This is a genomic window from Streptomyces sp. a15 (assembly GCF_059026085.1).
Genome location: NZ_JBWLKM010000010.1, coordinates 133,244 through 148,324, shown reverse-complemented (window position 1 = coordinate 148,324; position 15,081 = coordinate 133,244). Strand labels below are relative to the sequence as shown.

Genomic DNA, 15,081 nt, shown 5'->3' with positions numbered 1-15,081 from the left:
ACCTGCCGCCCGGGAGGGCACCTCGCGCGGGGTGCCCTCCCGGGCGGCCTGAAGGGGCCGTGCGACCGCTATCGCAAGCGCCGCCTCCCCGGCAGGAACGTGAACACCGCGCCGCCCAGCAGGACCGCCGTACCGGCGACCAGGGCCAGGGCCTTGAGGGCGCCGTTGTCCTCGGCGCCGGTCTCGGCGAGGCCGCCGCTGGTCGACGAGCCGCCCGCTGTGCCGGATGCCGCCGAACCGCCCGCCGCGCCGCTCGCCTGCTGGGTGGTGTCCAGGGTGAGGGAGACCTCCGACTTCGTGGGTGTGCAGGTCGTGGTCGTGCCGAGGGCGTTGATCGTGAGGACGCCCGGGGAGAGCGTGGACTCGCCGGTGGCGCCCGGTTTGTAGGTGCCCGTCAGGTCCGGGATCTCCATCGGGTCGCCGGACTTGATGTCCTCGGCGTTCGTGGGGCCCTCCACGTGCACCGTGCCCTTGTCGGCGCCGCCCACCGCCACCTCCATCGACGGCTTGACCGAGTCCTTGGGGATGTCGGCCGGGCTGTCCATCACCGAGCCCTTGAACTGGACGGTGAGGTCGTAACTCCCGCCGTTCTTCCTGGCGTTGATCTGCACCGGCGAGGTCGCGTCCTTGTCGCCGATGGGCGTCTTGCAGGCGTACGGCACCTTGACCTCCTTGCCGGTGAAGTCGGTCCGGCCGTCACCGCCACCGCCGCCGGACCCGGAGCCGCCCGTGTCCGTGCCCTGGCTTTCGGTGGCGGACGCGCTGGGTGTGGCCGTCGGGGTCGCGGTCGCGCTGTCCGTCGGGTCCGGGGACTCCGTCGGCGTCGAGGTCCCGTCCCCCGCCGTCACGTTGATGGTCGCCGCCGGCTGCACGGCCCCCGTGGGCGCGCACTTCGTGTCCGTCGACATGACGTTGATGTCGTACGCGTCCGGCGTCAGTGTCACTTCCCCGGGCGCCGTCAGCTTCAGCGTGCCCTTCATGTCGGACAGCACCATGTCGCCGCCCTTGGGGATGGCGGGGTTCTCGCGCGGCCCCTGCATCGCGACGTCGGCGGTCTGCGCACCGGCCGCCTTGAGGGTGCCGGACGGCTGGACGGAGTTCGCGGGCAGGTCGATCAGGTCGGGGTTCTTCGAGGCGGCCTGCACGAACTTCCACACCACCTCGACCTCGTCGCCGACCTTCGCGGTGGCCGGCGCGGTGATCTCGACCTTGGTGGTGCCGTCGACCGGGGGCAGACCGGCGGCCGCGGGCGGCACACACCGGGTCGCGTACGCCACCTCGGCGGCCTGGGCGGGCACGGCGGCGACGCCGAGCACCAGGGCGACGCCCGCCGCCCCCGCCCCCACTCTTCGTAGGCCACGTACGCCGGGTACGCCGGGTACGCCGGCCGGTGTGGCTCTCCTTCGCATGCTCACGGGGGTCCCTTCCTGGTGGGAGTCGCAGGACTCGTCGGGTTGTCGTCGTGCGGTGCGGAGAGCCGACCGGCCGTCCCCGGATCCGCGTCCGGGGTGAACCACGACAGGGTCGAAGCGGAGGGAGGCGGCTGGGCCGAGACGGACTTCAGCCCCGGCAGCCCCGGCAACCCCGGGAGCCGCAGGGCGAGTTCGGGCATCCGCAGCCCGCGCCTGCGGCCGCGCAGGCCGCCCGCGCGCCGCGGCCGTACGTGGTCCACCACCGCCATCCCGGCGCGGAACAGCGCGGCCGGCACGACCAGGCAGACCAGGACCCAGAACAGGGTCACGCCCCAGGGCCGCCCCACGCCCCAGGGCTGCTCGGCGAGGACCTTCCCGCCGTACTTCAACGACACCGTGTAGTCGCCGTGCGCGCCGCCCGTGAGCTCGACGGGCAGCTCGATCCGCGCCTTTCGGCCGGGCTGGATCGTGCCGCGCCACTGCTGTTCCTGCCACTGCGGGGCGAACACGCCGTGGGAGGTGCCGACTTGGAAGACGGGGTTCTTGACGGCGGACGTGCCGACGTTGCCGACGGTGAAGACGAGGGTGCGCGCGGGCGGCGCCCCGAACCAGGTCAGCAGCCCGCTCGACCCCTCCAGCCGGGTGTCGGTGAGCACCGAGAGACGACCGCCCGACGGCTCGGCGGGCAAGGGCTCGACCGCGTGCCCGGCGACCTGGAAGATCGCGTCGGCCTCCGCCTTAGCCCCCTGCACCGTCGCCACGTGCACCACGCACGGACACGGCACGGGCGGCTCGGCGACCGGCAGTTTCCGGCTGAAGCGTCCCTCGGCGTCGGTGGTCACGGCCCGGCCGTCCGCGTTGGCACAGGAGTTGGTGCCGCCGACCACGCCCCGCGACGGCACGGACTGCCCGCAGATCAGGATCATCAGCAGCGCCCGAGCCCGCCAGCCGTCCCCGGTGACGGTGATCGAACCCCCGGTCCCCGCCTGCGACTTGGACAGCTTCGCACTCGGCTGCTCGGCGGCCGCGCCCACGCCCGCCGAGGACAGCACGAGCAGCGCGAGCACCATGACCAGCACCGGAATCCGCCGTACCTTGCCGCTCACGTCATCGCTCCCGTCAACTCGACGTCCGTACGCGGGGATTCGGCCGCCTCGTGGCCGCTACGGCGCCCGAGCCGTCGTACGACGAAGAAGGCGCCTGTCAGCGCCGCCGCCACCGCACCCCCGACTTCCGCCGCCGCGCCCCACGGCACGAACCGCGCCGAGGCCTCCCCCGTGTCCCGCGCCCCGTCCGCCGCCGTCACCGTCAGCCGTACGTCGACCGCGTCCAGGGCGGGCCGGTCGGGCCACGGTTCGCTGAGGCGGAGACGTCGGCCCGGGGGCAGTTCGAGGGGCAGGGTGCGCGGGGCGCGGTCGAGGACCGGGCCGAACAGGCCGTCCGCGCGCACGGCGAGCTTCGGCACGAGGACCGTCGTACCGCGGTTGACCAGGTCGTACGTGATCCGGTCGGCGCGTACGGCGACATGCTCGACGGTCAGCGCGGCGAGCTCCGGGACGGTGGCGCGCAGCTGGAGTCCGACGCGCCGGGTGCCGCCGTCCGCGTCCCGCGCGACGATCTCGGCCGTGCGGTCACCGGCCGGGACGGTCACCGTGAAGGGGACCACGGCGCGGGTGCGGGCGGGGACGCGTACGGCGGTCTCGGCGAAGGCGACCGGGACGCCGGTGCCGTGCAGCCGTACGGTGATCGCCCCGGCGCCGCGGTTCGTCACGGCCACCGTGTCCTGGAGAACGCTCCCGGGGGCGCCCTCGCCGTAGAAGGACGGGCGTCCGCCGCCGGAGGGCGCAAGGGACCACCCGTCGGCGGCGACCGCCGTGGGGACGGAGCTCAGCAGGACCAGCAGCGACAGACACAGGACACGGGTGGCGGACGACATCGGCGGCTCCAGCAGTCATGCGCATCAATCCGTCAGCGGCGTGCCGCCTGGTTCCTCCGGCTCAGCCACAGCGCGCCCGCCGCGCCGACGAGCAGCACGGTGCCGCCGAGGGTGCCGAGGGCGATCGCGGAGTCCTCGGGGCCGGTCTGCGGGAGGTCGGCGCCGGATTCGGAGCCCGAGTCGGAGCCCGATCCGCTCTGGGGGACGCCACCGCCCGCCGCCGTCACGTCCAGGCTCAGCGACGGCCCGGGACTGTTCGTCGGCGTACACGTCGTCGTCGTGCCCAGCGCCTTGATGGTGAGCACGCCCGCGGTGAAGGTGACCTTGCCGGTCTTCTTCGGCGTGTACGTGCCCGACAGATCATTGATCTTGATGGGGGTGTTGGCGGGGATCGCGGCCTGGTTGGCGGGGCCGGTCACCGTGAGGGTCCCGCTGTCGGCGCCGCCGAGCTTGATGGTGGCGCTCGGGTTCATCGCGCCCTTGCCCAGTTCGACGGGGCTGGACGAGACGCCCTTCTGCCACGACATGGTCACCTTGTAGGCGCTGCCGCTCTTGACGGCCTCGATGTCGATGGGCGAGACGGCACTCTTGTCGCCGATCGGCGTCTTGCACTGGTAGTTGACGTCGACGACCTCGGCATGGGCTGCGGGGGCGGCCATCAGCACCGCCGAGCCGGCCAGGGCCGCGGCGGACGCGAGCGCGGCGGTTCGTTTCTGGTACGTCCGGTTCGACACTGTCCCCTCATTCCTGAAGGCGTTCCTGACGGCACATCAGATCGGCCGTCAAGGTACGCCCGGGGTCGTGGAGAGGGAAGACAAAGTGCGCGTCGGATCTGTGGGGATCCGGCGCGCGAGACGTGACGTACGGCGTGACGTACGACGTGACCTACAGGGAGCTTCGAACCGCGGGTAACCCCTGTTCGCGGGCTACGTGGGTTACGCCGGTGCCCCGAGTTCGGCCCAGACCTTCTTGCCCGAGACCCCGGGGATGCGGACGACCCCCCAGTCCAGGCACAGCCGCTGCACGATGAACATGCCGTGGCCGCCGGGGCGGCCGGCGCGGTGCGGGGTGCGCGGGGCCGGCTGGCCGGTGCCCTTGTCGGAGACCTCGACCCGGATCACCTTGTTGTCGCAGGTGATCCACAGCTCGTCCGGGCCCTCGGCGTGCAGGCAGGCGTTGGTGACCAGTTCGGAGACGACGAGCAGTACGTCCTCGGCGGCGGCCCGCTGGTCGGCGGTCGCGGCGGGCAGCCAGCCCCACGCGTACAGCGCCTGGCGGGTGAAGTCGCGGGCGAGCGGGACGACGCCGCTCTCGCCGTCGAAGTCCAGTCTGCGGACCTGACGCCCGCGCCCCCCCGACGACACGGCCACGCCCCCGTCGGACGCGCCCGTCGCGGGCGGGTCCTTCTCGGACGCACCAGTGATGGGCACGCCCCCCTCGGACGCCCCGGAAGCGCCGCTGGGCTCCGGGCGGCGGTCGCCCGGCGGGTAAGGCCGGGTGGTGCTCATCAGCGCTTCACCTCACCGATTCACCGGTTCACGATTCAAAAATCCCACACAGTCCGTTCCTGCGCGGTCGGTCACCGAACACTCAGTACGGGAGTCTCCTGCCCGACCGGACCGGCAGAACACCCCTGTATTCGGCACGAAAGCCGTGACGCCTGAAAAGCGCCGGTCACAGGGGGACGAGCGAGGCACGGTCACCATGGTCGGGCTTGATCCGCCGGCTCAGCCGGTGTCGCCCGACTCGTCGGCCAGGGCCGCTTCCAGGGTGTCATGGACAGTGAAGACAGCATCCGCCCCCGTGATCTCGAAGACCCGCGCGACCACGGGCAGCATCGCCGCCAGATGCACCCCACCCCCGGCGGCCTCGGCCTTCAGTCGCGCGCCCAGCAGCACGTTCAGCCCAGTGGAGTCGCAGAACTCCAGACGCGAGCAGTCGACCACCAGTCGGCTGAATCCCTTGGCGAGGCACTCCTCGAGTGGCTCACGCAACAGATCGGCGGTGTGGTGATCCAACTCACCCGCCGGGGTCACAACGGCGCTGGAGCCCGTTTCCCGAACCTCGACCAGAAGCCGGCCCGACTGTGCGCTGCCGACTGTCCCGCGGTCCATGCCGTCTTCTCTCCCGACGTCGTGGCTGCTGACTGACGCCCCCGAACACTACGCCTTCTCCACACTCTCCGACACTCGACCAACCACCCGCAAACAGACATAACCGCACATAACGCACTTGCGGTGGCCTCGGGAAACCGGGTAGGGCTAGTAGGGACACGTACTCGACACGGCCGGCTTTGGAGGCGCCGCACACCGCAGTGCACTGAACTGGCTTCGGCAGCCATATGCCGAGAACGATGGAGGACATCATGTCACCCCGGCTCGACGCATCGCATACCCATCAAGCGACGTCGACATCCCACCCGGAACATCTGGATCCCATCGAGCAGGACGACGTACTCGCCGGGCTTCCGGACATCCCCCCCTTCGACGAGGTGGGGCCGGTGGACGCACGGGCCCTGTCCAAGACCCTCTTCGCGCGCCTCGAGTCGCTGGAGGAGGGCACCCACGAGTACTCGTACGTCCGCAACACGCTCGTCGAACTCAACCTCGCCCTGGTCAAGTTCGCCGCCTCCCGCTTTCGCTCCCGCAGCGAGCCGATGGAGGACATCATCCAGGTCGGCACGATCGGCCTGATCAAGGCGATCGACCGCTTCGAACTCAGCCGCGGAGTGGAGTTCCCCACCTTCGCGATGCCAACCATCGTCGGCGAGATCAAGCGCTTCTTCCGCGACACCTCGTGGTCCGTGCGCGTACCCCGCCGGCTCCAGGAACTCCGGCTCGACCTGGCCAAGGCCGGCGACGAACTGGCCCAGAAGCTCGACCGCGCCCCCACAGTGGGCGAGCTCGCGGAGCGCCTTGGCCTGTCGAAGGACGAGGTCGTCGAGGGTATGGCGGCGTCGAACGCGTACACCGCCTCCTCCCTGGACGCCCAGCCCGAGGAGGACGACTCCGAAGGCGCCCTCGCGGACCGCATCGGCTACGAGGACAACGGCCTCGAAGGCATCGAGTACGTCGAGTCGCTGAAGCCGCTCATCGCCGAACTCCCCTCCCGCGACCGCATGATCCTCTCCCTGCGCTTCGTCGCGGGCATGACCCAGTCCGAGATCGGCGACGAGCTCGGCATCTCGCAGATGCACGTGTCCCGACTGCTGTCGCGGACGCTGGTGCGGCTGCGGAAGGGATTGACGGTCGAGGAGTGACTGTCGAGGAGTGACGGCGGGCGCAGATGCGCCGCACGCCGCGCGCCGTCGAGGGTGATTGCGCGACCCGGCCCGTTGTGGGCCGGGTTGCGGCGTTTTCTGCTGGCTACTCGTCGGCGGCTGAAAGCTTGCTGTTACCCGGGGGAACCCCTTTCCTCTCGGAGTCCCGTCCATCACTATGGTCACCCTTCACAGACTGGCTGGTACGTCAGGACGGCTGTGGCTGACGGCTGTGGCTGACGGCTGTGGCTTGGGATGGCTTCGCGGGGGCGAGGAGGCGGGCGGATGGCTGGGGCCGACGGGATCGACGGCGGCGAGGGCGAAGCGAGCGGGAGCGGCCCGTACGCAGCCGCCTCCGACGCACGCCTCACCGAACTCCTGCGCGCCGACCCGACCACCGCGTACCTGGCCCTCCAGGAACTCCGTACCCGCCACCGCACACCGGTCCTCGCCTACGCCCGCCTCTGCGCCACCAGCGACTCCACCGCCCGCCAGCTGGCCGCACAGGCCTTCACACTCGCGGCCCGGGAAACGGCACGCGGCATCGACCCGGGCGTCCCCTGGCGACACCGGCTCCTGCTGCTGACGGTGCGAGTGGCGGCGTCCTGGGCGACGGACGAACGCTCGGCCGGCCTCGACGCGAGCCTGCTCCTGGTCCTCAACACGACGGGCGCCGACGACCCGACCCCGCCCCTCCTCGGCCCGTTCCAGTCGCTGCCGTCGCGGGCGCAGGGGCTCATCTGGTACGGCGTACTGGAGCGGGAGTCACCCTCCAGAACGGCCGGTTACCTCGGCCTGACCCGCGAGGACGTGACGTACGGCACGGACCAGGCCCTCCAGGCCATGGCCCAGGCCTGCCTGCGCTCCCGCCTCGCCGCCTCCGACGACCCGCACTGCGGCGACTTCCGCCGGCTCATCGAGGAGGCCGTACGACCGGACAGCCCGCGTGAGAGCCCCGACCTGCACGCCCACATGGCGCACTGCGCCCACTGCACGACGGCGTACGAGGAACTGTCCGCCCTGCGGGACGCGCCGCGCACGGCGTTGGCGGAGGGGCTGCTGCCGTGGGCGGGACCGGCGTATGCGGCACGCGAGGGACGGCCGCGAAGCGTGGAGTCCCGTAAAGCGCCCGGCACTTGGCAGCCGTCCCGCCGCCTGGTGCTGACCTCGGCGGCGCTCGGCGTGGCCGTGGCCCCGCTGCTGGTGTTCCTGGTGACGCGGGGCGGCGGTTCGGCGCCGCAGGGGTCGGCGGGCGCCGCGGTGACCACACCGGCGAACCCCCCTCCGGTGACGGTGACGGCGACCGTCTCGGCGACACCGTCCCCGTCGGCGACGAGCAAGTCACCGTCGCCTTCCCCGACGAGGAGTTCGTCCCCGCCGAGAACGCCGACCGCGACCCCGACACCGTCCCCGTCGCCGTTCCGCCCGCCGGGTGGGACGTACGCCCAAGTGGTGAACGTCGCCTCGGGCCGTTGCCTCGACGTGTCCGGCACCTTCGAAAACCGCGCGGACGTCGTCACGGCCCCGTGCGACACGTCCCCCTCCCAACGCTGGCGCGTCGACGCCGACCGCGGTGTGCTGCAGTCGTCCGCCGACCCGGACTTCTGCCTGGACAGCCGGGGCAGCGTGGACAAGGGCGTCGGCATCTGGGAGTGCGACTCCTTGGAGGGCAGCAACGGCGACAACCTCAGGTTCACGGTGGACGACGACGGGGTGATCCGCCCGACGATCGCCATCGCGACGGCGCTTACGCCGGTGGGCGGAGGGCTGTCGTTGGAGCCGTTGAGTGGGGGCGGGGGGCAGCGGTGGCGGGCGGGGGCGGGCTGACTGCCCGTGTGCTGACCGTGCGCTGAGTCGCGTGAACACCCTTGGTTCGGCAGGCTGTTGGCTTTGGCTTTGGCTGCTGGCTGCTGGCTGCTGGCCGCTGGCTGCTGGCCGAATCCGCCTCGTACCGACGAAATGGACCAAGTCGTGCCCCACGTTCTGAACCTATGGCGTCAGCAGTTGGGAAGTGTTCCCGAGTCGGTCTGGCAGCGCACCGAGCTGGAGGTGCTGATCCTCGCGGACACCGGGCTCACGAAACTGCCGCCCGGGATCGGACGGCTGCTTCGGCTGACAACCCTGGACCTCGGCCACAACCACCTCACCTCGGTGCCCGACGAACTGGGCGACCTGGCCGACCTCAGCGGCTGTCTGTACCTGCACGACAACAAGCTGTCCGAGATCCCGGACGCGCTGGGCGGACTGACGCGGCTGCGCTATCTCAACGTCGGCGAGAACACGCTCAGTGCCCTGCCCGAGGCCGTCGGCGGGATGACCGGTCTGATCGAACTCCGGGCGCAGCACAACCGGCTGACCACGCTGCCCGACAGCATCGGCCGCCTCCTCCGGCTACGGGAACTCTGGCTCCGGGGCAACGCGATCGAGAGCCTGCCGCCGTCCATGGCCGACCTTCACGAACTGCGTCACCTGGAGCTGCGCGAGAACGCCCTCGCCGAACTCCCCGCGTCGCTGGCCGGCCTGCCCCGGCTGCGCCAGCTCGACGTGCGCAGCAACCGCCTCACCGGGCTGCCGGACTGGATCGCCGACCTGCCCGCGCTGGAGAAGCTGGACCTGCGCTGGAACGCCTGCGAACCCTCCCGGTCGCTGCTGACCGAGCTGGAACGGCGGGGCTGCGTCGTCCTGATGTGACGCGCCGGACGAGGCGTGCCGAGGAGCGGTGTGCCGAGGAGCGGCGTCACACCACCCGTTCCCCCCGCCGCCACACCCCGCTGACCAGCGGAACCCCCGGCCGGTAGGCCAGGTGCACATGGCTGGGCGCGTCGAGGAGGATCACGTCGGCGTACGCCCCCGGCGTGAGGCGGCCGACGTCCTCGCGGCGCAGCGCCCGCGCGCCGCCCGCAGTCGCCGACCACACCGCCTCGTCCGGCGTCATCCCCATGTCCCGTACCGCGAGGGCGATGCAGAAGGGCACGGAGGAGGTGAAGGACGAGCCCGGGTTGCAGTCGGTCGACAGGGCGACCGTGACGCCGGCGTCGAGGAGGCGGCGGGCGTTCGGCCACTCGGCGCGGGTGGAGAACTCGGCGCCGGGGAGGAGGGTCGCCACCGTGTTGCCACCGGCCAGCGCATCGACATCCGCGTCCGTCAGGTGCGTGCAGTGGTCGGCGCTGGCGGCGTCCAGTTCGACGGCCAGCTGGACGCCCGGGCCGTACGACAGCTGGTTGGCGTGGATGCGCGGGTGCAGCCCCTTCGCCTTGCCGGCCGTGAGGATCGCGCGGGCCTGGTCGCCGTCGAAGGCGCCCTTCTCGCAGAAGACGTCGATCCAACGGGCGTACGGGGCACAGGCGTCGAGCATCTCGCCGGTGACGAGGGCGACGTACGCGGCGGGGTCGTCGGCGTAGTCGGGGGAGACGATGTGGGCGCCGAGGTAGGTGACCTCGTCGGTGTGGGCGGCGGCGATGCGCAGCGCGCGGGACTCGTCCTCGACCGTCAGGCCGTAGCCGGACTTCGTCTCGAAGGTGGTCGTGCCCTGGCGCAGGGCCTCGGCGAGGTAGCGGGTGAGGTTGCGTTCGAGGTCGTCGTCGCTCGCGGCGCGGGTCGCGGCGACCGTCGTACGGATACCGCCCGCGGTGTAGGAGCGCCCAGACATGCGGGCGTTGAACTCCTGCGTGCGGTCGCCCGCGAAGACGAGGTGGGAGTGGGAGTCCACGAAGCCCGGGAGGACCGCCCTGCCTCCGGCGTCGACGCGATTGTCAGTGGCGGGTGCTTTGCTTGATTCACCGGTCCACGCGATGCGGTCGCCGTCGATGACGACGGCCGCGTCCTGGACCAGACCGAGGGGGGAACCGTCACCGAGGGAGGGGTCGTTGGTGACCAGCGTGGCGATGTTGGTGATGACAGTGCTGCTCATCGTGTCCTCGTGGGCGTGGGCGTCGGTGGGGTTCAGGAACGCAGGGCTTCGACCGCGGCCGCCAGCGCCCGCGGCACATCCGGTACGAGCGTGTGCGCCCCGTCGCGTACGACGTGCCGCCCGCCCACGATGGTGTGCCGTACGTCCGCCGCGGTCGCCGCGAATACGGCCGTCTCGGCGCCGAGCCTGGGCACCGGCCCCGCTGTCCTGACCGAGTCGAGCGCGATCGTCGTGAGGTCGGCGAGCGCGCCGGGCTCGATGGTGCCGGCCTCGTCCCAGCCGAGGGCGGCGTGACCGTCGGCTGAGGCGGCCCGCAGCAGGGCGGCTGCAGTCCAGTGGCCGCGGGTGCGGGTGCGCAGGCGCTCGTTGAGCTCCATCGCGCGTGCCTCTTCGAGCAGGTCGATGACGGCGTGGCTGTCGGAGCCGAGGGAGAGCGGGGAGCCTGCTTTCTGAAGGGCGGCTGCCGGGCCGATGCCGTCGGCCAGGTCGCGCTCGGTGGTGGGGCACATGCAGGTGCCGGTCCCCGTGTCGCCGAGCAGGGCTATGTCCTCGTCCGTGAGGTGCGTGTTGTGGACGCCGGTGGTGCGCGGGCCCAGCACGCCGTGATCGGCGAGGAGCCGCGTCGGTGTGCAGCCGTGCGCCTGACGGCAGGCGTCGTTCTCGGCGGTCTGCTCGGACAGGTGCACATGGAGCGGGGCCCGCCGCTCCTGGGCCCACTGCGCCACCGTCGCCAACTGCCGGGCGGGTACGGCCCGTACGGAGTGGATGGCGGCCCCGATCCGCGCGTGATCCCGGTCCTTGAGAACTGAACAGCGTTCCGCCCAGGCGTCCGCGCTTCCGTCGGAGAAGCGGAGCTGGTGGGTGGTGGGCGGCTGCCCGAAGCCGGAGGAAAGGTAGGCGGTGTCGAGGAGGGTGATGCGGATACCGGCTTCGGAGGCGGCGTCGAGGAGGGCCTCGCCCATCGCGTTCGGGTCGGCGTACGGGGTGCCGCCCGGGGCGTGGTGGAGGTAGTGGAACTCGCCGACCGCCGTCACGCCGGCCAGCGCCATCTCCGCGTACACGGCGCGGGCGAGCGCGTGGTAGGTCTCCGGGGTCAGCCGGTCGGCGACGGAGTACATGACCTCGCGCCAGGTCCAGAAGGTGCCGGAGCCGACCTGGACGGTGCCGCGCAGGGCGCGGTGGAAGGCGTGCGAGTGGGCGTTCGCCAAGCCCGGGAGGGTCAGGCCGCGGAGGATCTCGGCGCCGGGGGGCGGGGCGGGGGCGTCCCTGCGGGCGGCGGTGATGCGGCCGTCCGTGACCTCGACGACGACTCCCGGCTCGACGTGGGTGCCGAGCCAGGCGTGCTCCAGCCAGTACGTCCGTGTGTGCCGCGTCGGCGGATGCTCCGTTGGCGTCACGTGCAGGCCAGCCCTTCCAGTACGTCGGCGAGTGCGGTCACCCCGGCCGCGCAGTCGTCCTCGGCCGCGTACTCGGCCGGGGAGTGCGAGACGCCGGTGGGGTTGCGCACGAACAGCATGGCGGTCGGGATGCTCCCGGAGAGGATTCCGGCGTCGTGTCCGGCACCGGTACCCAGGACGGGCACCTTCAGGTCGGTGTCCTTGCCCAGGATGCGGGCGAGTTCGTCGCGCAGGGCGTGGTCGAACTCGACGACGGGCGTGAAGGACTCACGGACGACGTCGAGGTCGACGCCGTGTGCGGCGGCGTACTCACGGGCTGCCCTCTCCACCCCGCCCACGACCGTGTCGAGGCTCTTCTGGTCGGCGGCGCGGGAGTCGAGCCAGCCGCGCACCAGGGAGGGGATGGCGTTGACGCCGTTCGGCTCGACGACGATCTTGCCGAAGGTGGCGACGGCACCGGCGAGTTGAGCCTCGCGGCGGGCGGCGAGCACGGTCTCGGCGTAGGACAGCATGGGGTCGCGCCGGTCGACCAGCCGGGTGGTCCCGGCATGGTTGGCCTCGCCCCGGAAGTCGAACCGCCACCGCCCGTGCGGCCAGATGGCACTGGCGATGCCGACCCGGTCGCCGGACAGGTCGAGCGCGCGCCCCTGTTCGACGTGCAGCTCGACGAAGGCGCCGATGCGACCGAGCCGCTCCGGGTCCGGTCCGATGGCCTCGGGGTCGTACCCGGCGGCCTCCATGGCCCGCGGCAGCGTGACCCCGTTCCCGTCGGTCAGCCGGTGCGCCTGTTCGACGGTGAGCTGCCCGGCGGCAAGCCGGGACCCGACGCAGGCGAGCCCGAAGCGGGCGCCCTCCTCGTCACCGAAGTTCACGATGGCGAGAGGCTTGGCGAACGTGACCTGCCGCGCGCGGAGTTCGTCGAGCGCGGCGAAGGAGGACACGACTCCGAGGGGCCCGTCGAAGGCCCCGCCATCGGGCACGGAGTCGAGATGCGACCCGGTGACGACGGCATCCCCGGCACCGGGATCCCCGAGCCACGCCCACTGGTTCCCGTTCCGGTCCACCTCGTAGACCAGCCCCCGCCCCTCGGCCTGCGCCTTGAACCAGGCCCGGCACTCGACATCGGCACCGGTCCAGGCGAAGCGGCGGTAGCCGCCGGAGTCCGGATGCCGGCCGATGGGGCGCAGCTCACGCCACATCTCATGGAAGGAAGCACCGGCCGGCCCAGGCTGTGCACCGCCAGCTCCGCCAGGCTGTGCACCGCCAGCCACTACAGGCTGAGCGCCTCCGCCCACCTCAGGCTGCGCACCGCCGCCCACGCCAGGCTGTGGCGCGTCACCCCGCACAGGCTGTGGCGCGTCACCCCGTGCAGGCTGTGGGCAGTCGTTCCGCAGGGCGGAACCGGTGGGCACAGCCGGACCCGCACCCGGCGACGAGGCGTCAGCCTCCGCCCGGGAGTCCCCGCCACGCCCACCATCGTGCTGCGTCACGCGTCGTCACCCTCGCGCATGGGCACCCGCACGCCACGCTCCGTGGCCGCCGACTCCGCGATGTCGTACCCCGCGTCCACGTGCCGGATGACGCCCATGCCGGGGTCGTTGGTCAGGACCCGGCGGATCTTCTCGCCGCCCAGCTTCGTACCGTCGGCCACGGTCACCTGGCCGGCGTGGATCGAGCGGCCCATGCCGACGCCGCCGCCGTGGTGGATGGACACCCAGGACGCACCGGACGCCACGTTCACCATGGCGTTCAGCAGCGGCCAGTCGGCGATCGCGTCCGAGCCGTCGAGCATCGCTTCGGTCTCGCGGTACGGCGACGCCACGGAACCGGCGTCGAGGTGGTCGCGGCCGATCGCGAGGGGCGCGGCCAGCTCGCCGCTGGCGACCATGTCGTTGAACCGCTCGCCGGCCTTGTCGCGCTCGCCGTAGCCGAGCCAGCAGATACGGGCGGGCAGGCCCTGGAAGTGCACGCGCTCGCCGGCCATCTTGATCCAGCGGTGCAGGGACGCGTTTTGAATGGAGTCAGCCTCGGGGAAGAGCTCGAGGATCGCCTTGTCGGTCTTCGCGATGTCGGAGGCCTCGCCGGACAGCGCGGCCCAGCGGAAGGGGCCCTTGCCCTCGCAGAACAGCGGGCGGATGTAGGCGGGGACGAAGCCGGGGAAGGCGAACGCACGGTCGTACCCGGCGAGTTGGGCCTCGCCGCGGATGGAGTTGCCGTAGTCGAAGACCTCGGCGCCGGCGTCCATGAAGCCGACCATGGCCTCGACGTGACGTGCCATCGACTCGCGGGCCCGGGTGGTGAAGCCGGCCTGGTCCTTGGCCGCGGCCGACGCCATGTCGTCGAAGTCGACGCCCACCGGCAGGTAGGCCAGCGGGTCGTGCGCCGAGGTCTGGTCGGTGACGATGTCGACGGGGGCGCCCTCGGCGAGCATGCGCGGGAGCAGCTCGGCTGCGTTGCCGAGCAGGCCGATGGAGAGGGGGCGGCGGGCGTCGCGGGCCTCGACTGCCAGCTGGAGGGCGTGCTCCAGGGAGTCGGCCTTCACATCGAGGTAGCGGTGCTCGATGCGGCGCTCGATGGCACGCGGGTCGCAGTCGATGCAGATCGCGACGCCGTCGTTCATGGTGACGGCGAGCGGCTGGGCGCCGCCCATGCCACCGAGCCCGGCGGTGAGGGTGATCGTCCCGGCGAGGGTGCCGCCGAACTTCTTGGCGGCGACGGCGGAGAAGGTCTCGTAGGTGCCCTGGAGGATGCCCTGGGTGCCGATGTAGATCCAGGAGCCGGCGGTCATCTGGCCGTACATGGTCAGGCCCAGCTGTTCCAGGCGCCGGAACTCCTCCCAGTTCGCCCAGTCCCCGACCAGGTTCGAGTTGGCGATGAGGACGCGCGGGGCCCACTCGTGGGTCTGCATGACGCCGACGGGGCGGCCGGACTGGACGAGCATCGTCTCGTCCTGCTTGAGGGTGCGCAGCGTGCGGACCATGGCGTCGAAGGAGCGCCAGTCGCGGGCCGCCTTGCCCGTGCCGCCGTAGACGACGAGCTTGTCGGGGTGTTCGGCGACCTCCGGGTCGAGGTTGTTCTGCAGCATCCGCAGAGCGGCTTCCTGCTGCCATCCCAGGGCGCTCAGTTCCGTACCGCGCGGTGCTCGTACGGGGCGGGGTCCTGACATG

13 protein-coding genes are annotated in these 15,081 nt (G+C 71.9%); 3 read left to right on the top strand and 10 right to left on the bottom strand.

Going from position 1 to position 15,081, the window contains the following annotated elements:
* Window positions 1–68: 68 nt before the first annotated feature.
* The 6 genes from AC5P09_RS13800 to AC5P09_RS13775 all read right to left on the bottom strand — a co-directional run bounded on the left by AC5P09_RS13800 (window position 69) and on the right by AC5P09_RS13775 (window position 5,462).
* Window positions 69–1,415, bottom strand: coding sequence for a hypothetical protein (locus AC5P09_RS13800; RefSeq protein ID WP_493874155.1), 1,347 nt, complete (start codon window positions 1,413–1,415; stop codon window positions 69–71).
* Window positions 1,412–2,482, bottom strand: a complete 1,071-nt coding sequence (locus AC5P09_RS13795; protein WP_493874210.1) for a hypothetical protein — start codon at window positions 2,480–2,482, stop codon at window positions 1,412–1,414. The genes AC5P09_RS13800 and AC5P09_RS13795 overlap by 4 nt, the downstream gene beginning before the upstream one ends.
* Window positions 2,483–2,514: 32 nt before the next feature.
* Window positions 2,515–3,348, bottom strand: a complete 834-nt coding sequence (locus AC5P09_RS13790; protein WP_493874154.1) for a hypothetical protein — start codon at window positions 3,346–3,348, stop codon at window positions 2,515–2,517.
* A gap of 32 nt (window positions 3,349–3,380) precedes the next feature.
* The gene (locus tag AC5P09_RS13785; RefSeq protein ID WP_493874153.1) at window positions 3,381–4,082 is read right to left on the bottom strand and encodes an LPXTG cell wall anchor domain-containing protein; all 702 of its coding nucleotides are present in this window, start codon (window positions 4,080–4,082) and stop codon (window positions 3,381–3,383) included.
* Between the two features lie 201 nt (window positions 4,083–4,283).
* Entirely contained in the window at window positions 4,284–4,856 is a 573-nt protein-coding gene (locus tag AC5P09_RS13780; protein ID WP_493874152.1) for an ATP-binding protein, read from the bottom strand.
* A gap of 219 nt (window positions 4,857–5,075) precedes the next feature.
* Window positions 5,076–5,462, bottom strand: coding sequence for an STAS domain-containing protein (locus tag AC5P09_RS13775; RefSeq protein WP_266438538.1), 387 nt, complete (start codon window positions 5,460–5,462; stop codon window positions 5,076–5,078).
* Window positions 5,463–5,701: 239 nt separating this feature from the next.
* On the opposite strand from AC5P09_RS13775, the gene AC5P09_RS13770 reads away from it, so the two are divergent.
* From AC5P09_RS13770 to AC5P09_RS13760, 3 genes are all read left to right on the top strand, one after another.
* Entirely contained in the window at window positions 5,702–6,607 is a 906-nt protein-coding gene (locus AC5P09_RS13770; protein ID WP_493874151.1) for an RNA polymerase sigma factor SigF, read from the top strand.
* A 285-nt stretch (window positions 6,608–6,892) separates the two neighbouring features.
* A complete protein-coding gene (locus AC5P09_RS13765; protein WP_493874150.1) occupies window positions 6,893–8,434 on the top strand; it encodes a ricin-type beta-trefoil lectin domain protein in 1,542 nt (513 codons plus the stop codon).
* 132 nt (window positions 8,435–8,566) lie between these two features.
* On the top strand, window positions 8,567–9,298 hold the full coding sequence (locus AC5P09_RS13760) for a leucine-rich repeat domain-containing protein (protein ID WP_493874149.1): 732 nt from the start codon (window positions 8,567–8,569) through the stop codon (window positions 9,296–9,298).
* 46 nt (window positions 9,299–9,344) lie between these two features.
* On the opposite strand, the gene hutI is transcribed toward AC5P09_RS13760, so the two are convergent.
* The 4 genes from hutI to hutU all read right to left on the bottom strand — a co-directional run bounded on the left by hutI (window position 9,345) and on the right by hutU (window position 15,080).
* Window positions 9,345–10,517, bottom strand: a complete 1,173-nt coding sequence (gene hutI, locus AC5P09_RS13755) for an imidazolonepropionase (protein ID WP_493874148.1) — start codon at window positions 10,515–10,517, stop codon at window positions 9,345–9,347.
* Window positions 10,518–10,549: 32 nt separating this feature from the next.
* Window positions 10,550–11,914 (bottom strand): formimidoylglutamate deiminase, encoded by a 1,365-nt coding sequence (locus AC5P09_RS13750; protein ID WP_493874147.1) that lies wholly within the window; start codon window positions 11,912–11,914, stop codon window positions 10,550–10,552.
* Window positions 11,911–13,113: an allantoate amidohydrolase gene (locus tag AC5P09_RS13745; protein WP_493874146.1), complete on the bottom strand. Its 1,203-nt coding sequence runs from the start codon at window positions 13,111–13,113 to the stop codon at window positions 11,911–11,913. Before AC5P09_RS13745 ends, AC5P09_RS13750 begins: the two co-directional genes overlap by 4 nt.
* Window positions 13,114–13,400: 287 nt before the next feature.
* Window positions 13,401–15,080, bottom strand: a complete 1,680-nt coding sequence (hutU, locus tag AC5P09_RS13740) for a urocanate hydratase (RefSeq protein WP_493874145.1) — start codon at window positions 15,078–15,080, stop codon at window positions 13,401–13,403.
* Between the last annotated feature and the right edge of the window lies 1 nt (window position 15,081).